This window comes from Streptomyces sp. NPDC004435 (genome assembly GCF_042873895.1).
Lineage (GTDB): Bacteria > Actinomycetota > Actinomycetes > Streptomycetales > Streptomycetaceae > Streptomyces.
Map to the genome: position 1 here is coordinate 38,320 of NZ_JBIAMB010000022.1, position 25,691 is coordinate 64,010.

The window sequence follows — 25,691 nt, forward strand, 5'->3', positions numbered from 1 at the left end:
CGCCTAACGGGTGGAATCGGCCGTGGCGTCCTTGACTCCGGCGCCGGAACGAGCCGCCTGCCGGGAGTCCTGTCCCGCTTCCGCCCCCTTCGTCCCCGCGGAGTCGTCGGACTGCTTCGCTTCCTTCGCCTCCTTGGCACGGGCCTCCTCGGCGGCCCGCTCGACCTTCTCGGGCGTCACGAAGCGGTAGCCCACGTTCCGCACGGTGCCGATCAGCGACTCGTGCTCGGGGCCTAGCTTCGCCCGCAGCCGCCGCACGTGCACGTCGACCGTCCGGGTGCCGCCGAAGTAGTCGTACCCCCACACCTCCTGGAGCAGCTGCGCGCGGGTGAAGACCCGGCCGGGGTGCTGCGCCAGGTACTTCAGCAGCTCGAACTCCTTGAAGGTCAGGTCCAGGACCCGGCCCTTCAGCTTGGCGCTGTACGTGGCCTCGTCCACCGACAGGTCGCCGTTGCGGATCTCCATCGGGGAGTCGTCCGCGACGATCTGCTGCCGGCCCAGCGCGAGCCGCAGCCGCGCCTCGACCTCGGCGGGGCCCGCGGTGTCGAGCAGCACGTCGTCGATGCCCCAGTCCGCGGTGACGGCCGCCAGACCGCCCTCCGTGACCACCAGGACCAGCGGACAGCCCGGTCCGGTGGAGCGCAGCAGCTGGCAGAGCGAGCGGACCTGCGGCAGGTCGCGCCGGCCGTCCACGAGGATCACGTCCGCTCCGGGCGTGTCCACCAGCGCCGGGCCCTCGGCCGGGGCCACCCGCACGTTGTGCAGCAGCAGGCCGAGGGCGGGGAGCACCTCGGTCGACGGCTGAAGTGCGTTGGTCAGCAGCAGCAGCGAGCTCATCGGGCCTCTCCCCCTGCCAGGGTCGGCCGGCTCGTCGGTCGGTCGTGCTTCGTACGCTCGTCCATGACGTCGGTTCCTCCTCGGTCCCTGCGAGGACAGCTGCGGTACTGCTCGGGTGGTGCGGGTCTCACCTGTGGCTCTCGCGCCCTGAGAGCTTTTGTTCATCCGTCCGTAACAACGGTCGGAAAACGCAAAAGGACCCGGTGGCGACGTCGCCCGGATCCTCTGCCAAGGAGAATAGCCCACATGAGTTCCGAGGCAGAGGGTCGATTTCACATCATGGATGTTTCCTCGCTCACTTCCGGACCTCGCCGCGCAATCCTGCGGACGGCCGACGGCGTTCCCATCGAGGCGTTGCACGAGCCCTTCCCGGCCGCCGTCACCGACCCGTCCGGCAGCGCCACCGCGTCCGGGTCCGCCGCCGCACAGGCGTCCGCCGACACGGCCGTCGTCGTCGCGCACGGCTTCACCGGCTCCCTCGACCGGCCCGCCGTCCGGCGCGCCGCCGAGGTCCTGGGCCGGCACGCGGCGGCCGTCGTCACCTTCTCCTTCCGCGGCCACGGCGGCTCCGGCGGTCTCTCCACCGTCGGCGACCGCGAGGTCCTGGACCTCGCCGCCGCCGTCCGCTGGGCCCGCGAGCTGGGCCACGCGCGCGTGGTGACCGTCGGCTTCTCCATGGGCGGCTCCGTCGTCCTCCGGCAGGCCGCCCTCGACCGCGGCACGGACGCCGCGCCCGACGCGGTCGCCGCCGTCTCCGCCCCCGCCCGCTGGTACTACCGGGGGACGGCCCCGATGCGCCGCCTCCACTGGGTGGTCACCCGCCCGGTCGGCCGGCTCGTCGGCCGGTACGGGCTCCGCGTCCGCATCGACCGGCGCGCCTGGGACCCCGTCCCGCTCTCCCCGGTCGAGGCCGCCGCGCGGATCGCCCCGACCCCGCTGCTCGTCGTCCACGGCGACCGCGACGCCTACTTCCCCCTCGACCATCCGCGCACCCTGGCCGCCGCGGGCGGCGCCGAACTGTGGCTGGAGCCCGGCATGGGCCACGCCGAGAACGCCGCCGGGGAGGAGCTGCTCGACCGGCTCGGCGCCTGGCTCGTCCCCCGATAGCCCATCATGGGGGGCGGCGCGCACACGAACGAAGGGAGCGCCGCTATGGCAGCGGGAACCATCCGCTACTGGGCCGCGGCCAAGGCCGCCGCGGGGATCGCCGAGGAGCCGTACACCGCCGAGACCCTCGCCGAGGCCCTGGACGCCGTCCGCGCGAACCACCCGGGCGAGCTCGTCCGGGTCCTCCAGCGGTGCTCGTTCCTCGTCGACGGTGACCCGGTCGGCACCCGGAGCCATGAGACCGTACGGCTTGCCGAGGGCGGCACGGTCGAGGTGCTCCCCCCGTTCGCAGGAGGGTGAACCCCAGAGCATGAGCAATGACCAGCAGTACGGCGGGCAGTCGTACGACCCGAACGCGTACGACCCCTCGGTCACCCAGACCTGGGAGGGCCAGACCTGGGACACCACGTACCAGCCCGCGGTCCGGCCGGCGCATGAGCAGGCGCAGGCGCACCAGCAGGCGCAGGCGCAGGGGTACGGGGACGGGACCGGGTCCGGGTACGCGTACACGGACCCCCGGCAGGCGGCCCCGGCCCCGCAGGCGCCCTACGCGCCCCAGGACCCCCATGCCGCTCATGCCCCTCAGGGGTACGCCCCCGAGGCCCACCCGCAGCAGGCGTACGCCCCGGAGACGTACCCCCAGGGCGGACACCCGCAGGCGTACGCCCAGGAGCCCTACCCCCAGGAGCCCTACCCACAGGCGTACGCCCAGCCGCAGCCCGCGACCCACGCCCCGGCCACCGCGCCGGCCCCCTTCGCGCACCCGGCCCCCGAGGCCGCGCCCGCCCCCGCGCCCGCCCCCGCCCAGGAGGCCGGCGCGGTGGCCGGCGCCGGGCCCGCGTACTCCTCGCCGACGACCTCCGGGAACACCCGCATCACCGACGCCCAGCGCGCGCGTGCCGAGGGCCGGTCGCCGATCATCGAGCCCGGCATGAAGCCCGCCCTCCTCACCGCCGTCCTCGGACTGCTGCTCGCCGGGGGCGCCGCGCTCGGCACCTACGGGCTCCTCCTGCCGCTGGTCGCGCTCCAGGGACTCACCGCCGCCGGCTGGTTCCGGCTCAACGGCATGTGGCCCGCCCGCCAGGGCATCGCCCTCGCCTTCCTCGGCGGTCTCGTCGCCGACGCCGCCCTCCTCGCCGCGGGCCGCGAACACGCCGCCCCCGCCATCCTCGGCACCCTCGGCGTCTGGGTCCTGCTCACCCTGGTCCTCCAGCTCCGCAGCCACGCCGACCCCGACGAGCGGATGTACGGCCTCATGGCCACCGTCGCCTCGGCCGCGCTCACCGTCCTCGCCGCCGGGCACCTCGGCGCCGAACCGGACGCGGTGGTGGCCGGCTCGGCCGCCGTCGCCGCGACCGTCCTCGCCCGCGCCCTCCCGCTGCCCGGCCCCGTCTCCCTCGTCGCCTCGCTGCTCGCCGCCGCCGGCGCGGGCATCGCCGCCGGCACCCTGAGCGGCATGGGCACCTCCGGCGCGCTGCTCGGCCTCGCCGCAGGCGTCTGCGCCCTCGTCGGCCTGCGTGCGGCCAGCTACGACTACCCGTCCCGCTTCGTGCACATGACGGCCGGCGTGGCCCTGCCGCTGACGGCGGCCGCCCCCGCCGTGTACCTTCTCGGCCGCGCCCTGGTCTGAGCGGATCCGGACCCCGGTCCGGCCGCACCGGCCGGGGCACCCGGGAACCACTCGGCCCCCCGACACGTCGATCACGTGTCGGGGGGCCGGCACACGTCTCCGGCGATGTGTCCGGCGGCGACTCCGGTACATCGTCATCTTCGGCAATGGGGGAAAGTCAGCCATGCGAGCACTGCGGATCCTGCTGGTGGTGGCCGTCGTGCTGGGCGGGATCCTGGTCGGGGCCGACCGGCTCGCCGCCGCCTGGGCCGAGTCCGAGGTGGCGGGACGCGCCTCGCTCGCGGGCGGCCGGACCGAATCGGTCGAGGTGGACATCAAGGGCTTCCCCTTCCTCACCCAGGCCGCCGACAAGCGCTTCGGCGAGGTCGAGGTGGTCGCCCGGGGCGTCCACACCCAGGCCGGAGGCAAGCCCGTCCGGATCGGCGAGCTCACCGTCGACCTGCGGGACGTGACCGTGACCGGCGACTGGAGCGGCGCCCGGGCCGCCTCCGCGACCGGCACGGCGCTCATCTCGTACGCGGACCTGGTCGCCGCCTCCGAGCGGGCCACCGCCATGGAGTACGGCGGCCCCGGCAAGGTGAAGGTGACGGGCAGCGCGGAGGTCCTGGGCCGCAAGGTGACCCGGACCGTCGTCTCCTCGGTCACGCTGGTCGACGGCGACACCATCAAGGTCCGCGCCGATGAGGTGCCCGGCGAGGGCATCCCGCTCGTGGAGGACATGATCCGCGAGCGCACCGACTTCGAGCGCCCGCTCGGCCGCGTCGCCGGGATGCGGGTGACCGAGGTGGAGCCGCGCCCGGAGGGGCTCGCGGTCACGGTGACCGGCAAGGACGTCGCCGTGGCGGGCTGAGACACCCGGGAGGCACCCGCTTCCCCGCTCACTTTCACATACTGAGACAGCCTCGTCCGATCCGCAGAAACACGGGCCGGGACGGCGGTCGACGAGGGGTCGGAGCGCGCTCCGACCCCTTTCGTATCTCACTTTTCGGACGATAGCGTCTCACCATACGACACGTCGGTGACACGGTCGCCTGTCCGTCCCTACGATCGACGGCATGAAGCGACAGGCGGAACTCACGAAGCGGCGGGCAGTAGACCTGTGCCGCATCGCCGCCATGCTCTGTCGCCCCGTCTGAGCGGGACGCGCTCCGCGCCCGTATTCCCCACGGCCCGCCGGCCCCTTTCGGCCGCGGCCGGACCGCGCAGCACCACGCCGTCGGGCGGACGCCACGACGCGTACCCGCACATGCCGCACCACCCCCGCACCACACCGCCGCACACTGCCCCGGAGGAGAACAGCATGGCTCGCAGCGACGTACTGGTCGACGCCGACTGGGTCGAGGCCAACCTCGACAACCCGGCCGTCGCGATCGTCGAGGTCGACGAGGACACCGCCGCCTACGACAAGAACCACATCAAGAACGCGATCCGGATCGACTGGACCAAGGACCTCCAGGACCCGGTCCGCCGCGACTTCATCGACCAGGAGGGCTTCGAGAAGCTCCTCTCGGCCAAGGGCATCGGCAACGACACCACGGTCGTCCTCTACGGCGGCAACAACAACTGGTTCGCCTCGTACGCCTACTGGTACTTCAAGCTCTACGGCCACCAGGACGTCAAGCTCCTCGACGGCGGCCGCAAGAAGTGGGAGCTCGACTCCCGCGACCTGGTCGACGGCTCCGAGGTCCCGGCCCGCCCGGCCACCGCGTACAAGGCCCAGGCCCAGGACGTCTCCATCCGCGCCTTCCGCGACGACGTCGTGGCCGCGATCGGCACCCAGAACCTGGTCGACGTCCGTTCGCCCGACGAGTTCTCCGGCAAGCTGCTCGCCCCCGCCCACCTCCCGCAGGAGCAGTCGCAGCGCCCGGGCCACGTCCCGTCCGCCCGCAACATCCCGTGGTCGAAGAACGCCAACGACGACGGCACCTTCAAGTCGGACGACGAGCTCAAGGCCCTCTACGAGGCCGAGCAGGTCGACCTGGCGAAGGACACCGTCGCCTACTGCCGCATCGGTGAGCGTTCCGCGCTGACCTGGTTCGTCCTGCACGAGCTGCTCGAGGTCCCGAACGTCAAGAACTACGACGGCTCCTGGACCGAGTACGGCTCCCTCGTGGGCGTGCCGATCGAGCTCGGCGCCAACAAGTAAGACTCCCCCTCGCGACAGGACAGGACGTAACAACATGTGTGGAGCACAGGTCGGCGGCCCCGACGTCAGCACCCTCAAGCCCGGTGAGACGGCCATCCAGGGCCAGGTGACCAAGGACGGCGAGCCCGTCACGGGCTACGTGCGCCTGCTGGACGCCTCCGGCGAGTTCACGGCCGAGGTCCCCACCTCCGCCACCGGCCAGTTCCGCTTCTACGCGGCCACCGGCGAGTGGACCCTCCGCGCCCTCGTCCCCGGCGCCCAGGCCGACCGCAAGGTCGTCGTCACCGAGACGGGCAGCCTGACGGACGTCGCCATCGCGGTGTAGCCCGCGCATCAGAACGGCCGGAGGGCCGTGCCTCCTGGGGGGTTGGACGCCACACCAGGACTTGAGGCACGGCCCTCCGGTCTGTGCTTTTCCAGGAGCCTCCCGTGCCGGTGCGGACGTACGCTGAAGGGGTGTACGCGAAGCGTCGGCACGTCTACTTCTGGATGATGGGGGCCTGCCTGGTCCTCTTCGTGGGGGCCTGGGCCGTCGTGCGGCTGTTCTCCATGCCGGTGGCCATCGGGATGTGCGTCGTGGCCATGGTGATTCCGCCCGTGGCCGCGATGGTGGCGAACCGGCGGGGGCCGGAGGACCGGTGGTGGGACGATCCGTCCGGCGACCCGCAGTCGGACGAGTGGTGGGACGAGCTCGACGGCAAGAAGCGCCGGGACCGGTAGGACCGGTAGGGACCGGTCACGGCAGGGTCAGTAGACGAGCGCCTGGGTGTCGTCGGCCGTGGCCTCCTGGACGAAGACCTGGGCGCCGGCGATGCGGACGCCGTCCAGGACGTCCTTCTCGGTGATCTCGCGGCGGGCCGCGCACTGGGTGCAGAGGGTGATCCGCCCGGTGGCCAGGATCGAGTCGACGAGGTCCGGCAGCGGGGCCGCGTGCGGCAGTTCGAACTCGGCGGCCCTGCCCGGCAGGGCGAACCACGAGGACTCGCCGGTCAGCCACAGCGACACCTCGACGCCGCTCGCGACGGCTACGGCGGCCACGGTGAAGGCCTGGGAGCAGCGTTCCGGGGCGTCGGCCCCGGCGGTCACCTTGATCACGAGCTTCTTCGCCATATACCGAACTGTAATGCGACGGCCTGCAACTTCATGCGTGGCTCACGGGTCAGCTGGATGCGCGGATGACGGAATCCGCCCTTCAAGTCTCGTGGGGGGACTTTCTTGGAAGCCACGGAAGCGGTGGAACCCGCTCAGAACACCCCGGCGCCCGTGCCGGACCCCGGGCCGGAACCGCCCGCCCGTCCGGCTCCGCGCCGCCGCGGGACCGTCCGTACGCTCGCGCTGATCGCCGTCGCCGCCGTCATCGGCCTCGTCGGCGGCACGGCCGTCGGCTACGGCGTGCAGGCCGATCGCGAGCCGACCCCGCTCCCGCCGCTGAACCAGCCCGGCCTCGCGTACCCGAAGCCGCTCCCGAAGGGCCAGAAGCGGACGCCCCTGCCGGCCTCCCAGGACCGCCAGGCCAAGGCCCAGGGCGACCTGCGCAAGCTGCTGCTGCCGAAGCCGGCCGGGGCGAAGAAGGACCCGTACGCCGAGGACGTCGACGGCTGGATGTCGGTGGACACCTTCGCCGGGATGTTCACGAATCCGGGCGGGCTCCTCAAGGGTGAGCTCGGCAACGAGATCCGCCGCATCGCGGCGACCTCCTGGACCGACGGCAAGCACAGACGGACCCACATCCGGTTGATCCAGTACCGGGGCGGCGTCTCCCGCGGCGCGGAGTGGTTCGCCGAGGACCAGCACGCCTATCTGCCGGGCGAGGACTACGCGGACGGGGAGGGGAGCCCGATCAAGGGGTCCGCCGAGGGCCGCTCCTACGTGTTCCCCGTCGACCGGAAGCCCGGCTACCTGGACCTGTACGAGGCCAGGGCCGTGTTCCACCGCGGTGACATCGCGGTGGAGATCTTCATCGTCGACTCGAAGAAGATCTCCGAGAAGGAGATCGCTTCGCTGGCCGAGCGACAGTTGGGGCGCCTGTGAGTGAGGACCGGAACGACGTGACCGAGACCGTCGCGCAGGAGCAGCCGAAGCGGCGGAAGCGGGGTGTCGGGCGGATCCTGCTCGGCGTCGTCCTGCCCTCCGTGCTCGTGCTCGGCCTGATCGGTGGCGGCGTCGCCTACACCGCCGTGACCGTGGACTCCGCCGACCGGGCCGCGCCGACCCGGCTGTGGGACGACCTGGAGCCGCAGGACGAGGACCCGGCGGCCGCCGGGGCGCGCGGCAGGGCCGACACGCCGCTGAGCAAGCTCCTGCTGCCGCTGCCCGACGGGTACGTGTTCGGCCCCGATGTGGGGCTGTACGGGAACGACGGCGAGCTCGGTGCGGCGGAGGCCGTCGCGCTGATCAAGCGGTCGGGCAAGGGGCTTTCCGGGAAGAAGCGCAGGGCCTTCGAGAAGGAGGTCGACCGGCTCGGTGTCCGGGGCGTGGCCGTGCGGTCCTTCGCCGACTGGGACAGCACCGTCGTCGTGACGTTCGAGGTCGCGCGGATCGAGGACGAGAAGCGGGTCCGGAGCGGCCACCGGATCCGCACGGAGCTCTTCGAGCAGCTGAAGTTCCCGAAGGGCCCGAAGGTCGAGGGCCACGAGAAGGCCGACTGCTACCTGGCGCCCGAGGACGACTCGCTGGACGAGGCGGAGAAGGACGGCGCACTGGAGACGATGATCTGCCTCGCGTACGACTCCGAGGTCGTGGTCACCATGACCGCGGTCGGCGCCGAGCCGTTCGACAAGGCGCGCGTGGCCAAGCTGCTGAAGCGGCAGATGGACCACATCGCATCCCCGGGGGAGTACGTATGAGCGAGCAGGTGCAGACGCAGACGCAGACGCTGACCGAGGTTCCGGCGGAGCCGGAACCGGAACCGGCGGCCGAGCCCCCCGTCCCCGCCCCCGTCCCCGCGCCGCGGAAGCCGCGGCGGGTGCTGTGGGGGGTCGTCCGCTGGACCGCCGCCCTGCTCGTCTGCGGTGGTGCGGGGGCCGGTGCCGCCCTGGGCATCACCGCCATGGAGCGGACCGAGGTGCCGGGGCTCGCGACCGAGTCCGACGGGCGGTGGGACTACCCGGAGCTCAGCCTGCCGGCACTGCCCGCCGGGGCCCCGCGTCCGTTCACCGACGGCAACGACGGCGAGGTCCACCACGCCGACCTGCGGAAGCTGCTGCTGCCCGCGCCGGCCGGGGCGACGGCCGACCCGAAGCTGGACGGCGGCTGGGTGGGGGTCGACTCGCACCTGGCGATGCTGGCTGAGCAGGACCGGCGCGAGGTGAAGGAGTACCTGGCCGACTCGGCGCTCCGGCACGTCGCCGCGCGCGGCTGGACCACGCCGGACGGCACCACGACCCGGATCCACCTGCTGAGGTTCTCGTCGGTGGCGTTCTCGGAGGCGTACCGGGACGAGGTCACCGGCGGGCTGTTCCGGGGCGAGCGGCTGCCGGCCGGGGTGGAGTCGGCGGTGCTCGACCAGTCCACGGAGGACATCGACGTGCCGAACGTCGCGCCCTACGCGTACCAGGAGGAGGAGCCGTACGGCCCCGAGCAGACCCGCTGGTCCTTCGTCCAGGCCGGTGACACCCTCGCGGTGATCACGCTGAGCAGGAAGGACGGGGTGCCGACGGTGCCGTTCCAGCAGACGGTCGCGCTCCAGGCGCAGCTGCTCGGCTGACGCGATCACGGGAGACCCACCTCACCGAGTGGGCCGGGCCCCCGCCCACTAAGCTGGGGTCCGGCCCGTTCCGCCTTCACCGCTCAGCCGAGGAGCACCCTGTGATCATTTTCTTCGAGACCCTGCTGGTCCTGGTCGCCGTCGGCGTGCTCGCCTTCACCGGCCTGGCCGTGAAGAAGCTGTACCAGGGTCAGCGCTGACCTTCCGGTCCCTCCTCGTTCACCGGCCCCCTTCACAGATCGTCTGAGCCGCCCATGATCCAGATCCCGTCCGACCTCAACCCGGACCTCGTCCCGCTCGCGTTCCTCCTCGGAACCTGGGAGGGCGCCGGCGTCTCCGACTTCCCGGGCGCCGAGAAGTGCAACTTCGGCCAGTCCGTGACCTTCAGCCACGACGGCCGGGACTTCCTGGAGTACCACTCGCACTCCTGGGTCCTCGACGAGAAGGGCGAGAAGGTCCGCCCGCTGGAGAGCGAGAGCGGCTTCTGGCGGATCGACAAGGACCGCAAGGTCGAGGTCGTGATGGTCCGCGACGACGGCGTCGTCGAGGTCTGGTACGGCGAGCTCGCCGACCAGAAGCCGCAGATCGACCTGGCGACCGACGCCGTGGCCCGTACCGCCGCCTCCGGCCCGTACTCGGGCGGCAAGCGTCTCTACGGCTACGTGAAGAGCGACCTCATGTGGGTCGGCGAGAAGGCGACCCCCGAGGTCCCGCTCCGCCCCTACATGTCGGCGCACCTGAAGAAGGTCGTCACTCCGGAAGAGGTCGCGGAGATGGCGCGCAACCTCCCCGACATGCCCGACGACGGCATCGCCTTCTTCAAGTAGGGCCTTCGGTGTCGCGCCGCGCCCTCCTAGACTGGGGGGCGTGGTGAGCACCGACTGGAAGAGCGACCTGCGGCGGCGGGGGTACCGGCTGACGCCGCAGCGCCAGCTCGTGCTGGAGGCGGTGGACGCCCTGGAGCACGCCACGCCCGACGACATCCTCGTCGAGGTGCGGAAGACGGCTTCCGGGGTGAACATCTCGACCGTGTACCGGACCCTGGAGCTCCTGGAGGAGCTCGGGCTCGTCAGTCACGCGCATCTGGGGCACGGGGCGCCGACGTACCACCTCGCGGACCGGCACCACCATCTGCACCTGGTCTGCCGGGACTGCTCGGAGGTGATCGAGGCGGACGTGGAGGTGGCCGCCGAGTTCACCGGGAAGCTGCGCGAGACCTTCGGCTTCGACACGGACATGAAGCACTTCGCGATCTTCGGGCGGTGCGGGGGCTGCACCCGGAAGGCCGCGGCCGGGGAGTCGTAGGCTTTTCCCATGAAGAGCTCCCTGCTGTCCCTGCCCGGCGCCGTTCCCGCCGAAGGGCGGGACGAAGGCGTCGCCGCCCACTACGGTGACCTGTTCCGCGAGCAGCGCGCCCTCGCCGACGGCTCCGGTTTCGTCGATCTGTCGCACCGGGGCGTCGTCACCGTCACCGGCGACGACCGGCTGAGCTGGCTGCACCTGCTCCTCACCCAGCACGTCAGCGACCTGCCCGTCGGCCGGGCGACCGAGGCGCTGATCCTCTCCGCGAACGGGCACATCGAGCACGCGCTCTCCCTCGTCGACGACGGCGAGACGGTCTGGGCGCACGTCGAGCCGGGGACGCAGGGCGAGTTGATCGCCTACCTGGAGTCGATGAAGTTCTTCTACCGGGTCGAGGTCGCCGACCGGACGGACGCGTTCGCCGTCGTGCACCTGCCGGCCGGGTCCACCGCCGGGACGCCGGAGGGCGTCGTCGTACGGGAGACGGCGCACGGCCGTGATCTGTTCCTGCCGCGCGCGGAGCTGGAGTCCTTCGCCGCCGCGCACGGGCCGGCCGCCGGTGTCCTCGCGTACGAGGCGCTGCGGGTGGAGGGGCACAGGCCGCGGCTCGGCTTCGAGACCGACCACCGGACGATCCCGCACGAGGTCGGCCTGATCGGCACCGCGGTGCACCTGCAGAAGGGGTGCTACCGGGGGCAGGAGACGGTCGCCCGGGTGCAGAACCTGGGCAAGCCGCCGCGCCGGCTGGTCTTCCTGCACCTGGACGGCAGCGAGGTGGTCCTGCCGGGGCACGGCACTCCGCTGCGGCTCGCCTCGGACGGTCCCGACGGGCGTCAGCTGGGCTTCGTGACGACCGCGGTGCGCCACCACGAGCTGGGGCCGATCGCCCTGGCGCTGGTGAAGCGGAACGTTCCGGTGGACGCGCCGCTGGTGGCGGGGACGACGGCCGCCGCGCAGGAGACCGTCGTCGAGCCGTAGTCGTGGCGGCGGTGGTCGTCAGACCTCGATGATCACCGTGAAGGGGCCGTGGTTGGTGAGGCTGACGCGCATGTCGGCGCCGAAGCGGCCCGTCTCCACGTGGGCGCCGAGCTTCCGCAGCTGCGCGACGACCTCGTCGACGAGGGGTTCGGCGACGGGGCCGGGGGCCGCGGCGTTCCAGGTGGGGCGGCGGCCCTTGCGGGCGTCGCCGTAGAGCGTGAACTGGGAGATCACCAGGAGCGGGGCGCCCAGGTCCGAGCAGGACTTCTCGTCCTCCAGCACCCGGACGGACCAGAGTTTTCCGGCCAATCGGGCGGCCTTCTCCGGTGTGTCGTCGTGGGTGACGCCCACCAGGACGCACAGTCCCTCGCCGGTGATCTCGCCGACCGTCTCCCCTGCGACGACGACCTTCGCGCCGTCCACCCTCTGCACCACAGCTCGCATGCGTCCCAACCTACCGATCGGGGATTTCTGGGGGCCGAACGGGTGCAGAGCGCCTGCACGCGCGTGTGCGGGAGTGGCACCATGCCTGGAGGCGGTGCGGCTCCGCACCGGTCGAGGGGACGATTCTCATGAGTGCTTCCAGCACCGGGCCGACGCCGTCCGGCCCCGTACCGCTGATCCGCTCCGCGGGCGCGGTGCCCGGCGGTCCGGTCGCGCGGCCGCCCGTGCAGCGGACGGCCGCCGAGGCGGTTCCTTCCGGGCGCACGGGTCAGGAGCTCGGCGGGCTGCGCCTCTCCGAGCTGCGGACGCTGCGGCGGGACGCGCAGAGCGACGAGGCCGATCTCAGCTATGTGCGACGGATGCTCCAGGGCCGGATCGACATCCTGCGGGCCGAGCTGGCGCGCCGGACCGATCCCGAGGCGCCGGTGCTCGACCGGCTCTCCGAGATCCTCGCCGACGTGCCGTCCCGGCTGCGGACCTCGGCCCGGCACGTGACGCTGTCCACGCCCCGGGCGGAGGAGTACCGGCGGCTGGCGGCCGAGATGCTGTCGGAGGTCGAGCTGTCGGACCTGACGGCCCGGACGGACGACGAGCTGCACACCGCGATGGGGCGGCTGGCCGGTTACGAGCAGCAGATCTCGCGGCGCCGGCAGACGCTCCAGCGGACCGCCGACGACTGCGGGGCGGAGATCGCCCGCCGCTACCGGGAGGGCGAGGCGCAGGTCGACGACCTGCTCGCCTGACCGGCCGGGGCCGCCGGATATTGCCGCGCCGGGAGGGCGGGGCGTGCGTAGGGTCGGAGGATGTCTGTCGAACTGCGCACGGTGAGCGAGTCCGAATTCCCCGAGTGGCTGCGGGCGTTGCGTACGGGCTTTCTGAACGAGCCGGTGGTCCCGGACGAGTTGGTGGCCGACCGGCTGGCCCATGTCGATCTCGACCGGACCCTCGGCGCCGTGGAGGGCGGTCGGGTGGTCGCCACCTTCCGTTCCTTCCGGCAGCGGGTGAGCACGGTCGGCGGCGGTGGTCTCACCGCGGACGCGATCACCCAGGTGACGGTGGCGCCGACGCACCGGCGGCGCGGGCTGCTGAGCCGGCTGATGGAGCGGGACCTCGCCGCCGCGCGGGAGCGGGGCGACGCGGTCGCGACCCTGATCGCCGCCGAGTACCCGATCTACGGCCGGTACGGCTTCGGGCCCGCGAGCCGGCTGACCGAGTGGAGCGTGGACCTGCGCCGGGCGGGGCTCGATCCGCGCCGCGGCGGCCCCGAGGACGGCGGCCCCGAGGACGGCGGCCGGATCGACCTGGCCGACGGGGCGGAGATCCGCCGCATCGGCCCGGACCTGCACCGGGGGCTCGCCGCGCTCAGGGCCGGTGTCACCGACCGGGGCCGGCGCGAATGGGACATCGGTACGGGCCTCGGGCACCAGCTGGAGCCGTGGAAGGAGCCGTACTACGCGGTCTACCGTTCGGCCTCGGGCGAGCCCGAGGGGTTCGTGTCGTACCGCTGCGACGACCGGTGGAGCGACGCGAAGCAGCCGGAGAACACGCTGACCGTGCGGGACCTGATCGCGGTGACGCCGGCCGCGGAGCGGGCGCTGTGGCGGTTCGTGTGCTCGGTGGACTGGGTGGTGACGGTCCGGACCGGTCACCGGCCGCCGGACGACCCGCTGCCGCTGCTGCTGCCGGATCCGCGTGCCGCGCGGATCGTCTCGCACGCGGACATGCTGTGGCTGCGGATCCTGGACGTGGTGCGGGTGCTGGAGGAGCGGACGTATCCGGTGGCGGACGGTCTGGTGCTCGACGTGCGGGACGCGGGCGGGTTCGCGGGCGGGCGGTACCGGCTCGACGCCTCCCCGAAGGGCGCGTCCTGTGCCCCGACGACCGCCTCGGCGGATCTGGTCCTGGACGTGGCCGAGCTGTCCCGGCTGGTCCTCGGGGACGAGTCGGCGGTGCGCCTCGCGCTGCTCGGACGGATCGAGGAGGCGGTGCCGGGTGCGGCGGCGCGGGCCGAGCTGCTCTTCCGCACGCCGCTGCTGCCGTTCTCCCCGGACATCTTCTGAGCCGTCGTCCGCCGCTCCGGTGCCCGCGGGTCCGTCACCGGGTACGGAGGCGGAAGAGGGCGCCGGAGGCGGTGACGGCCAGGATCATGAGGCCGCCGAGCCAGGTGAGGGCGACCCAGGGCGCGTCGCCGACCGGCTGGTCGAGGAGGAGACCGCGCATGGACTCGATGAGCGGGGTGACGGGCTGGTGCTCGGCGAAGCCGTGCAGCCAGGTCGGCATGGTGTCGATGGGCACGAAGGCGCTGCTCGGGTAGGGCAGGAACATCATGAAGAAGGTGAAGGCGTTGGCCGCTTCGGGGGTGCGGGCGAGGAGGCCGGCCGCGGCGGAGAGCCAGGAGATCACCGTGATGTAGGCGAGGAGCAGGGCGATCGCGGCGAGCCAGCCGGCGGGGGTGGCGGCGGGGCGGAAGCCGATGAGGGCGGCGACGCCGAGGACGAGCGTGGTGGCCAGGAGGTTGCGGGCGACGGTGGCGGCGACGTGTCCGGTGAGGAAGGGGATGCCGCCGACGTCGAGGGTGCGGAGCCGGTCGACGGTGCCGCGCCGCATGTCGTCGCTGACGGTGACGGCGGCGCCGGCGGAGCCGAAGCCGGCGCACAGGACGATCACGCCGGGGACGACGTAGGTGACGTACTGGTCGTGGCCGGTGTCGATGGCCCCGCCGAAGAAGTAGACGAAGACCAGCATCAGGAGCACCGGCATCATCAGCGAGGTGATGACGGCGTCGAGGTTGCGCCGGCTGAGGAGGACACCGCGCCCGACGAGCGCGGTGGTGGTGGCGAGCGGTCCGGCGGCCCGGTCAGACATGGCTCGGCTCCTTCGGGGTGCTGGTCAGGTGCAGGAAGACGTCGTCGAGGGTGGCGCTGTGCAGGGTGAAGCGCTCGATGTCGGTGCGGTGCGGGTCGAGGGTGTCGAGCAGGGCGCGGACGTGGGCGGCGGTGCCGTCGGTGGGGACGCCGAGGGTGAGGGTCTCCGGGGTGTGGGCGGTGGCGTGCGGGGTGAGCCGGAGGTACGCCTCGCGGTCGCGGGCGACGAGGTCGAGGCGGTGGCCCGCGTAACGGTTCTTCAGTTCCTGGGCGGTGCCTTCGGCGAGGGTGCGGCCGCCGCCGAGGACGGCGATGCGGTGGGCGAGCCGGTCGGCCTCCTCCAGGTACTGGGTGGTGAGGAAGACGGTGGTGCCGTGGGCGGAGAGCTCGCGGACGACGTCCCAGAGCTCCTGCCGGCTGCGCGGGTCGAGGCCGGTGGTGGGTTCGTCGAGGAAGACGACCTTGGTGGTGCCGGGGTCGCGGACGAGGCCGGCGGCGAGGTCGAGGCGGCGGCGCATGCCTCCGGAGTACGTCTTGGACTGCCGGTCGCGGGCGTCGGTGAGCCGGAAGCGTTCGAGGAGTTCGTCGGCGCGGCGGGCGGCGGCCTTGCGGGAGAGGCCGGAGAGGCGGGCGGCGAGGCGGAGGTTCTCGGCGCCGGTCAGGGTCTCGTCGACGGCCGCGTACTGGCCGGTGAGGCTGATGGCGCGGCGGACGGCCCGGCGTTCGGTGACGACGTCGTGGCCCGCCACGCGCGCGTGCCCGCCGTCGGGGGCGGTGAGGGTGGTGAGGATGCGGACGGTGGTGGTCTTGCCGGCGCCGTTGGGCCCGAGGAGGGCGAAGACGGTGCCGGTCTCGACGCTGAGGTCGAGGGCGTCGAGGACGCGGACGGTTCCGTAGGTCTTGGTCAGGCCGGTGGTTTCGATGGCGGGAGGCATGGCTGTCCCCTTCTGCCGCGCTCGCGGCGTACTGCGTATGCCCTACGCGTTACTGTGTAAGGGTTACGCATTACTAGGATGGGCGTCAAGCGAGCGAGGTCGGGAGGCGGCGCGGATGGCGGGCGACAAGGACGGACGGGCGGCCCCGGAGAGTGGTGGGACGTATCTGCCGCCGTCGATCGAGGCCGTCTGGGGCCTGCGCGAGCGCCCCACCAAGGGACCCAAGCCCGGACTGAGCCAGGACCGGATCGTCGCCGCCGCCGTGGAGCTCGCCTCCGCGGAGGGGCTGGCGGCCGTCTCGATGGGGCGGGTCGCCAAGGAGCTGGGCGTCTCCACCATGTCCCTCTACCGGTACGTCTCCGCCAAGCAGGAGCTGTACGTGCTGATGCAGGAGGCGGCGACGGGCGCCCCGCCGGAGGGGCTCGTGGACCCGGAGGCGGGCTGGCGCGAAGGGCTGGAGCGCGTGGCCCGGGAGCTGCGCGAGATCTACCGGCGCTCCCCGTGGCTCCTGCGGGTCCCGGTCTCCGGGCCGCCCTCGACCCCGAACGGGGTCGCCTGGTGGGAGCAGCTGCTGCGCGCGATGGCCGGCACGGGCCTGGACGCGGGCGAGAAGCTGGCGGTGACGCTGCTCCTGGCCGGGTTCGTGAAGAACGAGGCGCTGATGATGGCGGAGCTGGCCGAGGCGGTGGAGGCCGCCGGGGCCGAGCCCCAGGAGGCCATGCTCCAGTACAGCCGCACCCTGCGCAGGCTGGTCGACCCGGAGGCGTTCCCGGAGGTCGCGAAGGTGATCGACTCGGGGGTCCTCGACCACGCCGATGATCCGGACGACGAGTTCCGCTTCGGTCTCGCCCGGATCCTGGACGGCGTCGCGGCCCTCGTGGAGGGCCGCGCTTCCTGAAGGCCGGTCAGGCGGCCGTGGTGATGCCGGACCTGGCGGGGGACGAGGGGGCCGGGTTCTGGTTCCGGGGCGGGGTCGGGTCCTGGGTCTTCCGGGGGCGGAGCACGGTCGCCGCGACGGCGAGGGCGGCGAGCAGCAGCCCCGTACCGACGGCGAAGGCGAGCCGGTAGCCGCCGGTCAGGGCCTCGGCGGCGGTCCTGCCCGCCGCGTCGAGCGCCTCGGTGCGGGCGGCGGCCAGGGTGGTGAGGACGGCGACGCCGAGGGCCATGCCGATCTGCTGGGTGGTGTTGAAGAGCCCGGAGGCCAGGCCCGCGTCGGCCTCGTCGGCGCCCGACATGCCGAGCGCGGTGAGGGCGGGCAGCGCCAGTCCGAAGCCGGCGGCGAGCAGCATCACCGGGAGCAGGTCGACGGCGTACGAGGCGTGCACGGGCACCCGGGTCAGCAGGCCCAGCACGCCGACGAGGAGCGTGATCCCGGTGAGCAGCACCGCGCGCTCGCCGAAGCGGGTGATGAGCCGGGCCGCGACGCCGAGCGAGACGGCGCCGATGACCAGGGCGGCGGGCAGCATGGCGAGGCCGGTCGCGGTGGCGCCGTACCCCTGGACCTTCTGGAGGTAGAGGGCGACCAGGACCTGGAAGGAGAACAGGGCGGCGACCATGAGCAGCTGGACGAGGTTGGCGCCGGCGACCGCGCGGGAGCGGAGGATCCGCAGCGGCATCAGGGGTGTCGTGGCCCGGCGCTGGCGGACCAGGAAGCCGGCGAGCAGGGCGAGGGCGAGTGCGCCCAGGCCGAGGGTGTGGGCGGAGGCGGCACCGAACTCCTCGATCCGCACGACCGCGTAGATGCCGGTCATCAGGCCCCCGGTGACCAGCAGCGCGCCGAGCGTGTCGGCACCGGCGCGCAGGCCGAGACCCCGGTCGGCGGGGAGCGCGCGGGCGGCGAGGGCGATCGCGGCGGCGCCGATGGGCAGGTTGATGAAGAAGATCCAGTGCCAGGAGAGGGCGTCGGTGAGGAGCCCGCCGAGGACCTGCCCCAGGGAGGCTCCGGCCGCTCCGGTGAAGCTGAACACGGCGATGGCGCGGGCGCGTTCGCGCGGCTCGGTGAAGAGCGTCACGAGGATGCCGAGGCTGACGGCGGAGGACATCGCGCTGCCGGCGCCCTGGAGGAAGCGGGCGGCGATGAGGACGGCGGGGGAGGCGGCGACGGCGGCGAGGAGTGACGCGCCGGTGAAGACGGCCGTCCCGGCGAGGAACATGCGCTTGCGCCCGATGAGGTCGCCGAGCCGTCCGGCGAGCAGGAGCAGCGAGCCGAAGGCGATCAGGTAGGCGTTGACGACCCAGCTCAGTCCGGCCGGGGTGAAGCCGAGGTCCGCCTGGACGGCGGGCATGGCGACGGTGACGATGCTGCCGTCGAGGACGGTCATGAGCATGGCGCTCGCGAGGACGGCGAGGGCGAGGGAGCGGGGCTCGGGGCGGGACTGTGCGCGGGGGCGGATGGCACGCATGGAACTCTCCTGTCGGTGGAGGCGACAGGAGAGACGCTAGCAGAAGGTTTTGTTACAGACTATTTTTTAGGAGAGGAAATTTGGGGGCGGGGGTGGGTGGTGGGCGGGTCGTGGGCGATTCGTGGGCGGGTCTCAGCTCTTCTGGCGGGCCCTGCGCGTGGTCGCCGGCCCCTCGGCCGGCGTCCTCAGATGTCCTTCCGCCAGCCGTCCCAGCGCGCGCACCAGCACCTCCCGCTCCTCCTCCGGGAGCGAGTCGAGGGCCTGCGCGTGGACGCCGTCCACGATCCGCCGGCTCTCCTCGGCGACCCGCGCGCCCGCCTCGGTGACGGCGATGATCCGCGCCCGCCGGTCCGTGCTGGAGGGCTGCCGCTCCGCGAGTCCGGCCTTCTCCAGGGCGTCCACGGTGACGACCATCGTCGTCTTGTCCATGTCGCCGATCTCCGCGAGCTGCGCCTGGGTCCGCTCCTCCTCCAGGGCGTGGACGAGGACGCAGTGCATCCGGGCGGTGAGCCCGATCTCCGCCAGCTCCGTCGCCATGCGGGTGCGCAGGACGTGACTGGTGTGGTCGAGGAGGTAGGAGAGGTCGGGCTCGCTGCGGCGGGGGCTCATGGCGGTCATGTCCGCCAGGGTAGCCAGAACCGATCCGTTCCGGACGGTCCGGAACGGGACGGGTTCGGGGCGGGGGTCGTGGCGGGGCTCACGGGGCTCGTGGCGCGGCTCGGGGCGGAGCTCACGGGCGGGGGCTCCGAGTCGGGCTCAGGGTGGGGTCACGTCAGGCCTGGACGATCCGGATCATGTTCCCGGCCGGGTCGCGGAAGGCGCAGTCGCGGACGCCGTACGGCTGGTCCACCGGCTCCTGGAGCACGTCGGCCCCGGCCGCCCGGACCTTCTCGAAGGCCGCGTCCACGTCGGCCGTGCGGAGGTTGACCCCGCGCAGCAGGCCCTTGGCGAGAAGTTCGGCGACGGCCTTGCGGTCCTCCTCGGTGGCGCCGGGGTCGGCCAGCGGCGGTTCGAGGACGATCTCGACGTCCGGCTGCGCGGGCGACCCGAGGGTCACCCAGCGCATGCCGCCGAAGTCGACGTCCTTGCGGATCTCGAAGCCGAGCGCGTCGCGGTAGAAGCCGAGGGCGGCCTCGTGGTCGTCGACGGCGATGAAGCACTGGTGCAGGTTGATGTCCATGGGCTCCACGCTAGGGAGCGCCGCCGGGCCGCGCTTCTCCGTTCCTGACCGGTCGCGTGACCACCTTGGCGACGCAGGCGGGCAGCCCGGCGTCGGCGCCGTGCTCGCGCGCCCGGTAGGCGCTCGGGGTCTCGCCCACCAACTGGGTGAAGCGCGAGCTGAACGATCCCAGCGACGTACACCCCACCTCCATGCAGACGTCCGTCACCGACAGGTCGCCGCGCCGCAGCAGCGCCTTGGCGCGCTCGATCCGCCGGGTCATCAGATAGCTGTACGGGGTCTCCCCGAAGGCGCTCCGGAAGCTCCGCGCGAAGTGCCCGGCGGACATCAGCGCCGTCCGCGCGAGCGCCGGCACGTCCAGCGGCTGCGTGTAGTCCCGGTCCATCCGGTCCCGCGCCTTGCGCAGGCGCCGGAGGTCGTCGAGCGGTATGCGGGTCGTCACGCCCTTCACGGTACCGGCGCCCCGCCCCCGCGAACACTCCAGCAAGCACTTGCTTGCAATAGTTAGCAAGCGGTGGCAGGGTACGCACCATGGCATCGCTCAACGTCGGCAATCTCGGCAGCCTCGGCGAGTACCTGCGCGAGCAGCGGCGCACCGCGCAGCTCTCGCTCCGGCAGCTCGCCGAGGCGGCCGGGGTGTCGAACCCGTACCTGAGCCAGATCGAGCGCGGGCTGCGCAAGCCCAGCGCCGAGGTGCTCCAGCAGGTCGCCAAGGCCCTGCGGATCTCGGCCGAGACGCTCTACGTACGGGCCGGGATCCTCGACGAGAGGGAGCGGGAGGAGCTGGAGACGCGCGCCGTCATCCTGGCCGATCCCTCGATCAGCGAGCGGCAGAAGCAGGTGCTGCTCCAGATCTACGACTCCTTCCGCAAGGAGAACGCGGCGGAGAACGCCGCGGGGAACGCGGCGGAGAGCGCCGCCTCCGATGCCACGCCGCCTTCGCGCTAGACCGTACGCCCACCGGGAGGACCACCAGCATGGCCATCATCGACGAACTGCGTACCCCTCTCTACTTCGCCGCCGGCACCGCCGAGCTCGCCGTGCAGCAGGCCCGGAAGGTGCCCGGCCTGATCGAGCAGCTCGCCGCGGAGGCGCCCGGCCGGATCGAGGCCGTCCGGAACACCGACCCCAAGGCCGTCCAGGAGAAGGTGACCGACCGGGCCAAGGAGGCCCAGTCCGTCGTCCAGGCGAAGGTCGCCGAGGTCGTCGGGGCGCTCGACACCGACTTCAAGAAGCTGGGCGAGACCGCGCAGGACCTGGCCCTGCGGGGTGTCGGCGTGGCCGCCGAGTACGCGGTCAAGGCGCGCGAGAAGTACGAGGAGGTCGCCGCCCGCGGCGAGGAGACCGTCCGCGCCTGGCGCGGCGAGACGGCGGACACGATCACCGAGATCGCGGTCGTGGTCGAGCCGGAGCCGGCGGACGAGCGGCCGGAGGCCTCCGTGGCGTCCGAGGCTTCCGTGACGTCCGAGGCCCCCGAGGCTCCGGAGGCCGCCGGGGAGCCGGTGGTCAAGAAGGCGCCGGCCCGCAAGCCCGCCGCCCGCAAGACCCCCGCCAAGAAGCCGGCCGCCGCCTCCGCCGAGGCCGAATAGCGGACCCGGGCACGATTTCTGGGGCCCGACGCGTTGAAACGGGTACGTTGACCGCGAGGCGTACGTACCCCATGACCCCCTAGGCGGTGTTCAGCATGCTGATGGACCGGTTCGACAACACCCTCAACCTGCTGATGTTCCTGGTCTTCACCGGCTTCGCGATCGCCTCGTTCGTCATCGCGGCGTTGGTCCGCGAGGACGCCTACCGGGCCGCGGACAAGCAGACGAAGAAGTTCTGGCTGATCCTGCTCGGGGTCAATCTCGCCCTGAACCTCCTCCTGCCCGGGCTGCTCTTCCTCCTGATCGCCGGCCTGATCGCCGCGATCGTCTTCATGGTGGACGTGCGGCCCGCCCTCAAGCAGGTGATGGGCGGCGGCGGTGGCGGCCGGCGCGGCGGCTCCAGCAGCGACGGACCGTACGGCCCCTACAACGGCGGCCGGTGACACCGGAGCGAGAGCGCGCACGGCTGCGGGTGTCACCGGCGGCGAGGGCGCACGGCGGCCGGTGACACCACCGGCGGCGCGTGCGTACGGCGCCGGTGACGCCGGAGGCGAGGCGGGTACGGCGGGCGGGGCCCGGGGACTTATCCCCGGGCCCCGCCCCGTTCCAGGGCGAGCAGCGCCACGTCGTCCGTGAGCTCGCCGCCGTTCAGCGCCCGGGCCTCGGCCATCGCCGCCTCCAGGAGCGCCTCGCCGTGCAGTCCGCCGGCCAGCTGCCGGTTGATCATCCCGACCATGCCGTCCTGCCCGAGCCGCGGCGACCCCGGGCCGGCCGTCCGGCCCTCGATCAGGCCGTCGGTGTAGAGCAGCAGGCTCCACGCCCCGCCCAGCTCGACCTGCCGGCGAGGCCAGCGCGCCCGCGGCAGCAGGCCCAGGGCGGGGCCCCCGTCCTCGTACGGCAGGAGCCGCGCCGTCCCGCCCCGCTGGGAGACCAGCGGGGCCGGGTGTCCGGCCAGGCAGAGCCCGGCCCGGCGCCCGTCGGGCGCGATGTCGACCGTGCAGAGCGTCGCGAAGATCTCCTCGCTCTCCCGCTCGTGCTCCAGGACCTGCTGGAGCGTGGAGAGCAGCTCGTCCCCGCAGAGCCCGGCGAAGGTCAGTGCGCGCCAGGCGATCCGCAGCTCGACGCCGAGGGCGGCCTCGTCCGGGCCGTGGCCGCAGACGTCGCCGATCATGGCGTGGACGGTGCCGTCCGGGGTGCGGACGACGTCGTAGAAGTCGCCGCCGAGCAGTGCCCGGGACCGGCCGGGCCGGTAGCTCGCCGCGAAGGCCAGGTCGGAGCCCTCCAGGAGCGGGGTGGGCAGGAGGCCGCGCTCCAGCCGGGCGTTCTCCTGGGCGCGCAGCCGGGACTCGGCGAGCTTCACCTTGGCGGCGTCGTTGCGCTTGCGCTCGACCGCGTACCGGAGGGCGCGGCTCAGCAGCCGGCCGTCCAGCTCCTCGCGGAAGAGGTGGTCCTGGGCCCCGACCCGTACCGCCTCCGCGGCCAGCTCCGGGTCGGCCGAGGGGGCCAGGGCGAGGACGGCGTGCCGGGGCGCGAGGCGCAGGATGTGCCGCAGTCCGGCGAGCGGGTCCTCGCCGGACGCGCCGCGGGGCGCGGGCAGCGAGAGGTCGACGAGCACGCAGTGCACGTCGTCGGTGAGGAGCCGCTCGGCCTCGGTGAGGTTGCGGGCGGTACGGATGCGGATCCGGGTGCCGGAGGCGCCGGCCGCGTCGAGCAGTTCGGGTACGGCGAGGGCACCCGCCGGGTCGTCCTCGACGACCAGGAGGGTGAGGTCGGTGCGGTCGCGGTCGGCCGTCGCGGGGGCTTCCGCGGTGGCCGGTGTTCCTGTTCCTGTGCCTGTTCCTGTGTCTGTCACAGCGGTGGCGTCCATGGCGGTGGTCTCGCCTTGCCCCGCAGCAGAGACGATTCTCTGGCGCGGTACGGATACGGGCATCGGTTCGGGTTTCCTTCCCTCCCCCGAGGGTGCGCCGGGCGCCGGGTGGCATCCCGCCCGTCCGGGACCATAGCGGCAGTGCGGCGCGCAGCGGAATGGCGATCACTCCGTGGGCGGCCCGGCACGCGTTGGCATATGCCGCGGAAGGGGAGGTAGTTGCGCCCCGAGCAGGCACGGGTGGGTCCCTGACCCATGAGAAAGGTCACTCGGGGCGATGTGTCAGGTCGGGCGTCCGCTGCCTGGACGGGGGCGCCGCGTGGGACGCTCGGCCGGGCGGGAGGCGCCCGGGGCCGTCAGGACGGGCGGACTATGCCGAGGATCTCCATCGAGCCGGCGCCCGCGACGGTGACGTTCCGCCCGGGGCGGGGCGCGTGCACCATCTTCCCGTCGCCGATGTACATGCCGATGTGGCTGGCGTCCTGGAAGTAGACGATCAGGTCTCCGGGGCGCATGTCCTTCGGCTGCACGCGGGGGAGCAGCCGCCACTGCTCCTGGGAGGTGCGCGGGATCGGCTTGCCGGCGGCGCCCCAGGCGGACTGGGTCAGCCCCGAGCAGTCGAAGGAGTCGGGGCCCTCGGCGCCCCACACGTACGGCTTGCCGACCTGGGCGAGGGCGGACTCGATCGCCTTGCGGCTCTCCGGGGTGGCCTCGGTGGTGAGTTCGGCGAGGATGCCGGAGCCGAGCCACTTCGTCTGGGCCCGCTGCCGGGCCTGTTCCTCCAGCCGGCGCAGCCGCTCGCGCTCCTCGGCGGCGAGCTCGCTCTCCAGCTTCTTCGCGGCGGCGATCTTGCCGTTGATCTCCTTCTTCGCCTCGGCCTGCCGGACGCGGTCGGCCTCCAGCGTGGTCCAGTGGTCGCCGGCCTCGCTCGCGTAGGTGTCCAGTTCGGCCTGGGCGCGGGAGAGTTCGCCGATGAGGTCGGTGGTGGCCTTGGCGCCCTCGCGGAGCCGGCCCGCGGTGTCGAGGAAGAGCTGGGGGTCGCCGGCGAGGGCGAACTGGGCGCCGTCGGGGAGGCCGCCGTTGCGGTACTGGGCGCGGGCGGTGGCGCCGGCCTGGGCCTTGAGGGTGTCGATCCGCTTGCGGCCGCCCTCGATCATGCGGGCGAGCCGGACGATCTCGGCGGACTGCTTCTCGGTGCGCTCCTCGGCGAGGTTGTACGCGTCGGTGGCGGCGGCCGCCTGCCGGTAGAGACCGTCGATCTCCGTACGCACCTGTTCGAGGGTCTTCTTCGGCGGGGGCGGCGGCAGCGGGGCGGCGGCGGCCTGGAGGGTGAGCGCCGGGCCGGCCAGCAGGGCCAGGGCGCAGGCCACGGTGACCGCGGCGGCGTACGGACGTCGGCGTCGTCGGTCCACTGGCTCCCCCTCGTGACCGGGTTCCCCCTCGGCCACTTTCTGATTTACCGTCAGTAACTTATGTGGTCCTGGCGATAGTGCCACGCGGAACGGGAAAACGACAGGTACCCCGCCAGAGTGACGGTCGATGAGCGCGTGACGTTCCCGTCCCGGGGTCATGAGGGAGGAATGTGGTGCGCCGGTGGCCCCCCGGACACCGGGGAGACACCTGGGCGTCCGGGGGTCACCCGTGGGCGTCCGGGGGTCAAGCGGGCGTCCGGGGGTCACGCGGGCGCCGGAGGTCAGGCGGGCGGCGACCCGGCGCCGGGAGTGCCGGGAGTGCCGGGAGCGGCGCGGGCGGCTCAGCCGCCGCCCGGGGCCAGCGCCTCCCAGAGGAGCGTCACCTCGCCCTGCCGCCACCGCTTCGGACCGTCCACGACCGGCCACTCCCCGGCCAGGTCGCGGACCGAGCGGATCCAGCGCTGCCGGGCGCCCAGGGAGGCGTACGGCGCGGCCGCCGCCCAGGCCCGGTCGAAGTCCCGCAGGAAGGCGTGGACCGGCTCGCCCGGCACGTTGCGGTGGATCAGCGCCTTCGGCAGGCGCTCCGCGAGGTCGGAGGGGCGGTCGAGGGAGCCGAGCCGGGTCGCGAAGGTGACCGTGCGCGGCCCGCCCCGGTCCAGCGCCACCCACACGTGCCGGCGCCCGATCTCGTCGCAGGTCCCCTCGACCAGCAGCCCGCCGGGCGCGAGCCGCCCGCACAGCCGCTCCCACACGGCCGTGACCCGCTCCTCGTCGTACTGGCGCAGCACGTTCGCGGCCCGGATCAGCGCGGGCGCGCCCGGCACCGGCACCTCGAAGCCGCCGTGCACGAAGGACAGCCCCTCGTGCCGCTCCTCGTACGGCTTCGCGGCCTCGACCCGCGCCGGCTCGATCTCGATCCCGTACAGCAGGGTCCGCGGCTCGGCGGCGCGCAGCCGGGCGAGCAGCTCCACGGCGGTCCAGGGGGCGGCCCCGTATCCGAGGTCCACCGCGACGGGCGGTTCGGGGGAGCGGCGCAGGGCGGGGCCGTGGACGGCGGCGATCCAGCGGTCCATGCGGCGCAGCCGGTTCGGGTTGGTGGTCCCGCGGGTCGGGGTGCCGACGGGGCGGGTGGTGCGCGGGGCCATGGGAGGAAGGATACGGAGCGGGAGGGCGAGGAGGCCTCCGCGTAATGAATTGGCAAAGCGCCGGGGGCGGGGGAAATGAAAGGAACCGTTCCGGTGTTGTGCGGGGCGGAGGACGTGTACCGCGCCCTCCGCCTGTCATGTCCGCAC

32 protein-coding genes are annotated in these 25,691 nt (G+C 73.1%); 20 read left to right on the forward strand and 12 right to left on the reverse strand.

Going from position 1 to position 25,691, the window contains the following annotated elements; all coding sequences use genetic code 11:
- Positions 1-3: 3 nt before the first annotated feature.
- Complete coding sequence (locus ACFYT9_RS31700) at positions 4-837, reverse strand: response regulator transcription factor (protein ID WP_389169210.1); 834 nt, start codon at positions 835-837, stop codon at positions 4-6.
- 246 nt (positions 838-1,083) lie between these two features.
- Between ACFYT9_RS31700 and ACFYT9_RS31705 the strand changes: the two genes are divergently transcribed.
- From ACFYT9_RS31705 to ACFYT9_RS31740, 8 genes are all read left to right on the forward strand, one after another.
- Positions 1,084-1,944, forward strand: a complete 861-nt coding sequence (locus ACFYT9_RS31705) for an alpha/beta hydrolase (protein ID WP_387272538.1) — start codon at positions 1,084-1,086, stop codon at positions 1,942-1,944.
- A 45-nt stretch (positions 1,945-1,989) separates the two neighbouring features.
- On the forward strand, positions 1,990-2,244 hold the full coding sequence (locus ACFYT9_RS31710; RefSeq protein WP_376599518.1) for a MoaD/ThiS family protein: 255 nt from the start codon (positions 1,990-1,992) through the stop codon (positions 2,242-2,244).
- A gap of 10 nt (positions 2,245-2,254) precedes the next feature.
- Entirely contained in the window at positions 2,255-3,574 is a 1,320-nt protein-coding gene (locus tag ACFYT9_RS31715) for a hypothetical protein (protein WP_389169213.1), read from the forward strand.
- A gap of 163 nt (positions 3,575-3,737) precedes the next feature.
- Positions 3,738-4,424 carry a DUF2993 domain-containing protein gene (locus ACFYT9_RS31720; RefSeq protein ID WP_376598060.1) on the forward strand — a complete coding sequence of 229 codons (687 nt, stop codon included), beginning with the start codon at positions 3,738-3,740 and terminating at the stop codon, positions 4,422-4,424.
- A gap of 205 nt (positions 4,425-4,629) precedes the next feature.
- Complete coding sequence (locus ACFYT9_RS31725; protein WP_351102991.1) at positions 4,630-4,710, forward strand: Ms5788A family Cys-rich leader peptide; 81 nt, start codon at positions 4,630-4,632, stop codon at positions 4,708-4,710.
- A 164-nt stretch (positions 4,711-4,874) separates the two neighbouring features.
- Positions 4,875-5,720, forward strand: coding sequence for a sulfurtransferase (locus ACFYT9_RS31730; protein WP_376598062.1), 846 nt, complete (start codon positions 4,875-4,877; stop codon positions 5,718-5,720).
- Positions 5,721-5,754: 34 nt separating this feature from the next.
- Complete coding sequence (locus tag ACFYT9_RS31735) at positions 5,755-6,045, forward strand: DUF1416 domain-containing protein (RefSeq protein ID WP_030750551.1); 291 nt, start codon at positions 5,755-5,757, stop codon at positions 6,043-6,045.
- Positions 6,046-6,176: 131 nt separating this feature from the next.
- On the forward strand, positions 6,177-6,440 hold the full coding sequence (locus ACFYT9_RS31740; RefSeq protein ID WP_376598064.1) for a DUF3099 domain-containing protein: 264 nt from the start codon (positions 6,177-6,179) through the stop codon (positions 6,438-6,440).
- A 27-nt stretch (positions 6,441-6,467) separates the two neighbouring features.
- Here ACFYT9_RS31740 and ACFYT9_RS31745 read toward each other — a convergent pair whose 3' ends face one another.
- Positions 6,468-6,830, reverse strand: a complete 363-nt coding sequence (locus tag ACFYT9_RS31745; protein ID WP_389169216.1) for a DsrE family protein — start codon at positions 6,828-6,830, stop codon at positions 6,468-6,470.
- Positions 6,831-6,935: 105 nt separating this feature from the next.
- Here ACFYT9_RS31745 and ACFYT9_RS31750 point away from each other — a divergent pair, with 105 nt between their 5' ends.
- From ACFYT9_RS31750 to ACFYT9_RS31775, 6 genes are all read left to right on the forward strand, one after another.
- The gene (locus tag ACFYT9_RS31750; RefSeq protein ID WP_389169218.1) at positions 6,936-7,751 is read left to right on the forward strand and encodes a hypothetical protein; all 816 of its coding nucleotides are present in this window, start codon (positions 6,936-6,938) and stop codon (positions 7,749-7,751) included.
- Positions 7,752-7,768: 17 nt separating this feature from the next.
- The gene (locus ACFYT9_RS31755) at positions 7,769-8,566 is read left to right on the forward strand and encodes a hypothetical protein (protein WP_389169220.1); all 798 of its coding nucleotides are present in this window, start codon (positions 7,769-7,771) and stop codon (positions 8,564-8,566) included.
- On the forward strand, positions 8,563-9,426 hold the full coding sequence (locus tag ACFYT9_RS31760) for a hypothetical protein (RefSeq protein WP_389169222.1): 864 nt from the start codon (positions 8,563-8,565) through the stop codon (positions 9,424-9,426). Before ACFYT9_RS31755 ends, ACFYT9_RS31760 begins: the two co-directional genes overlap by 4 nt.
- Positions 9,427-9,680: 254 nt before the next feature.
- A complete protein-coding gene (locus ACFYT9_RS31765) occupies positions 9,681-10,253 on the forward strand; it encodes an FABP family protein (protein ID WP_376598072.1) in 573 nt (190 codons plus the stop codon).
- Positions 10,254-10,293: 40 nt separating this feature from the next.
- The gene (locus ACFYT9_RS31770) at positions 10,294-10,731 is read left to right on the forward strand and encodes a Fur family transcriptional regulator (RefSeq protein WP_387272525.1); all 438 of its coding nucleotides are present in this window, start codon (positions 10,294-10,296) and stop codon (positions 10,729-10,731) included.
- A 9-nt stretch (positions 10,732-10,740) separates the two neighbouring features.
- Positions 10,741-11,706 carry a YgfZ/GcvT domain-containing protein gene (locus tag ACFYT9_RS31775; protein ID WP_387272523.1) on the forward strand — a complete coding sequence of 322 codons (966 nt, stop codon included), beginning with the start codon at positions 10,741-10,743 and terminating at the stop codon, positions 11,704-11,706.
- Positions 11,707-11,724: 18 nt separating this feature from the next.
- Here the strand turns inward: ACFYT9_RS31775 and dtd are convergent, their stop codons facing one another.
- On the reverse strand, positions 11,725-12,150 hold the full coding sequence (dtd, locus tag ACFYT9_RS31780; protein WP_376598076.1) for a D-aminoacyl-tRNA deacylase: 426 nt from the start codon (positions 12,148-12,150) through the stop codon (positions 11,725-11,727).
- A 128-nt stretch (positions 12,151-12,278) separates the two neighbouring features.
- On the opposite strand from dtd, the gene ACFYT9_RS31785 reads away from it, so the two are divergent.
- Both ACFYT9_RS31785 and ACFYT9_RS31790 read left to right on the forward strand, forming a co-directional pair.
- Complete coding sequence (locus tag ACFYT9_RS31785; RefSeq protein ID WP_387272521.1) at positions 12,279-12,893, forward strand: ABC transporter substrate-binding protein; 615 nt, start codon at positions 12,279-12,281, stop codon at positions 12,891-12,893.
- A 60-nt stretch (positions 12,894-12,953) separates the two neighbouring features.
- Positions 12,954-14,210 (forward strand): GNAT family N-acetyltransferase, encoded by a 1,257-nt coding sequence (locus ACFYT9_RS31790; RefSeq protein WP_389169225.1) that lies wholly within the window; start codon positions 12,954-12,956, stop codon positions 14,208-14,210.
- A gap of 34 nt (positions 14,211-14,244) precedes the next feature.
- On the opposite strand, the gene ACFYT9_RS31795 is transcribed toward ACFYT9_RS31790, so the two are convergent.
- The gene (locus ACFYT9_RS31795) at positions 14,245-15,015 is read right to left on the reverse strand and encodes an ABC transporter permease (RefSeq protein ID WP_387272517.1); all 771 of its coding nucleotides are present in this window, start codon (positions 15,013-15,015) and stop codon (positions 14,245-14,247) included.
- Positions 15,008-15,949: an ATP-binding cassette domain-containing protein gene (locus ACFYT9_RS31800; protein WP_389169227.1), complete on the reverse strand. Its 942-nt coding sequence runs from the start codon at positions 15,947-15,949 to the stop codon at positions 15,008-15,010. Before ACFYT9_RS31800 ends, ACFYT9_RS31795 begins: the two co-directional genes overlap by 8 nt.
- A 115-nt stretch (positions 15,950-16,064) precedes the next feature.
- Here ACFYT9_RS31800 and ACFYT9_RS31805 point away from each other — a divergent pair, with 115 nt between their 5' ends.
- Complete coding sequence (locus ACFYT9_RS31805) at positions 16,065-16,847, forward strand: TetR/AcrR family transcriptional regulator (RefSeq protein ID WP_389169229.1); 783 nt, start codon at positions 16,065-16,067, stop codon at positions 16,845-16,847.
- A 7-nt stretch (positions 16,848-16,854) separates the two neighbouring features.
- Here ACFYT9_RS31805 and ACFYT9_RS31810 read toward each other — a convergent pair whose 3' ends face one another.
- The 4 genes from ACFYT9_RS31810 to ACFYT9_RS31825 all read right to left on the reverse strand — a co-directional run bounded on the left by ACFYT9_RS31810 (position 16,855) and on the right by ACFYT9_RS31825 (position 19,961).
- Positions 16,855-18,351 carry an MFS transporter gene (locus ACFYT9_RS31810; RefSeq protein ID WP_389169231.1) on the reverse strand — a complete coding sequence of 499 codons (1,497 nt, stop codon included), beginning with the start codon at positions 18,349-18,351 and terminating at the stop codon, positions 16,855-16,857.
- Between the two features lie 132 nt (positions 18,352-18,483).
- Positions 18,484-18,969 (reverse strand): MarR family winged helix-turn-helix transcriptional regulator, encoded by a 486-nt coding sequence (locus tag ACFYT9_RS31815; RefSeq protein WP_387272509.1) that lies wholly within the window; start codon positions 18,967-18,969, stop codon positions 18,484-18,486.
- A 154-nt stretch (positions 18,970-19,123) separates the two neighbouring features.
- Positions 19,124-19,531 carry a VOC family protein gene (locus ACFYT9_RS31820; protein WP_387272507.1) on the reverse strand — a complete coding sequence of 136 codons (408 nt, stop codon included), beginning with the start codon at positions 19,529-19,531 and terminating at the stop codon, positions 19,124-19,126.
- Between the two features lie 10 nt (positions 19,532-19,541).
- A complete protein-coding gene (locus ACFYT9_RS31825; protein ID WP_387272555.1) occupies positions 19,542-19,961 on the reverse strand; it encodes a helix-turn-helix transcriptional regulator in 420 nt (139 codons plus the stop codon).
- A gap of 101 nt (positions 19,962-20,062) precedes the next feature.
- On the opposite strand from ACFYT9_RS31825, the gene ACFYT9_RS31830 reads away from it, so the two are divergent.
- The 3 genes from ACFYT9_RS31830 (at position 20,063) to ACFYT9_RS31840 (ending at position 21,563) form a co-directional block, all read left to right on the forward strand.
- Positions 20,063-20,479 carry a helix-turn-helix domain-containing protein gene (locus tag ACFYT9_RS31830; RefSeq protein ID WP_376598092.1) on the forward strand — a complete coding sequence of 139 codons (417 nt, stop codon included), beginning with the start codon at positions 20,063-20,065 and terminating at the stop codon, positions 20,477-20,479.
- Between the two features lie 29 nt (positions 20,480-20,508).
- Entirely contained in the window at positions 20,509-21,120 is a 612-nt protein-coding gene (locus tag ACFYT9_RS31835) for a hypothetical protein (protein ID WP_389169234.1), read from the forward strand.
- A gap of 95 nt (positions 21,121-21,215) precedes the next feature.
- Positions 21,216-21,563, forward strand: a complete 348-nt coding sequence (locus ACFYT9_RS31840; RefSeq protein ID WP_362182278.1) for a DUF2516 family protein — start codon at positions 21,216-21,218, stop codon at positions 21,561-21,563.
- Positions 21,564-21,703: 140 nt separating this feature from the next.
- Here the strand turns inward: ACFYT9_RS31840 and ACFYT9_RS31845 are convergent, their stop codons facing one another.
- From ACFYT9_RS31845 to ACFYT9_RS31855, 3 genes are all read right to left on the reverse strand, one after another.
- Positions 21,704-22,987 (reverse strand): PP2C family protein-serine/threonine phosphatase, encoded by a 1,284-nt coding sequence (locus ACFYT9_RS31845; protein ID WP_376601187.1) that lies wholly within the window; start codon positions 22,985-22,987, stop codon positions 21,704-21,706.
- Positions 22,988-23,343: 356 nt separating this feature from the next.
- On the reverse strand, positions 23,344-24,399 hold the full coding sequence (locus ACFYT9_RS31850; protein ID WP_376601189.1) for a C40 family peptidase: 1,056 nt from the start codon (positions 24,397-24,399) through the stop codon (positions 23,344-23,346).
- A gap of 341 nt (positions 24,400-24,740) precedes the next feature.
- Positions 24,741-25,544 carry a class I SAM-dependent methyltransferase gene (locus tag ACFYT9_RS31855; protein ID WP_387272500.1) on the reverse strand — a complete coding sequence of 268 codons (804 nt, stop codon included), beginning with the start codon at positions 25,542-25,544 and terminating at the stop codon, positions 24,741-24,743.
- Positions 25,545-25,691 lie beyond the last annotated feature (147 nt).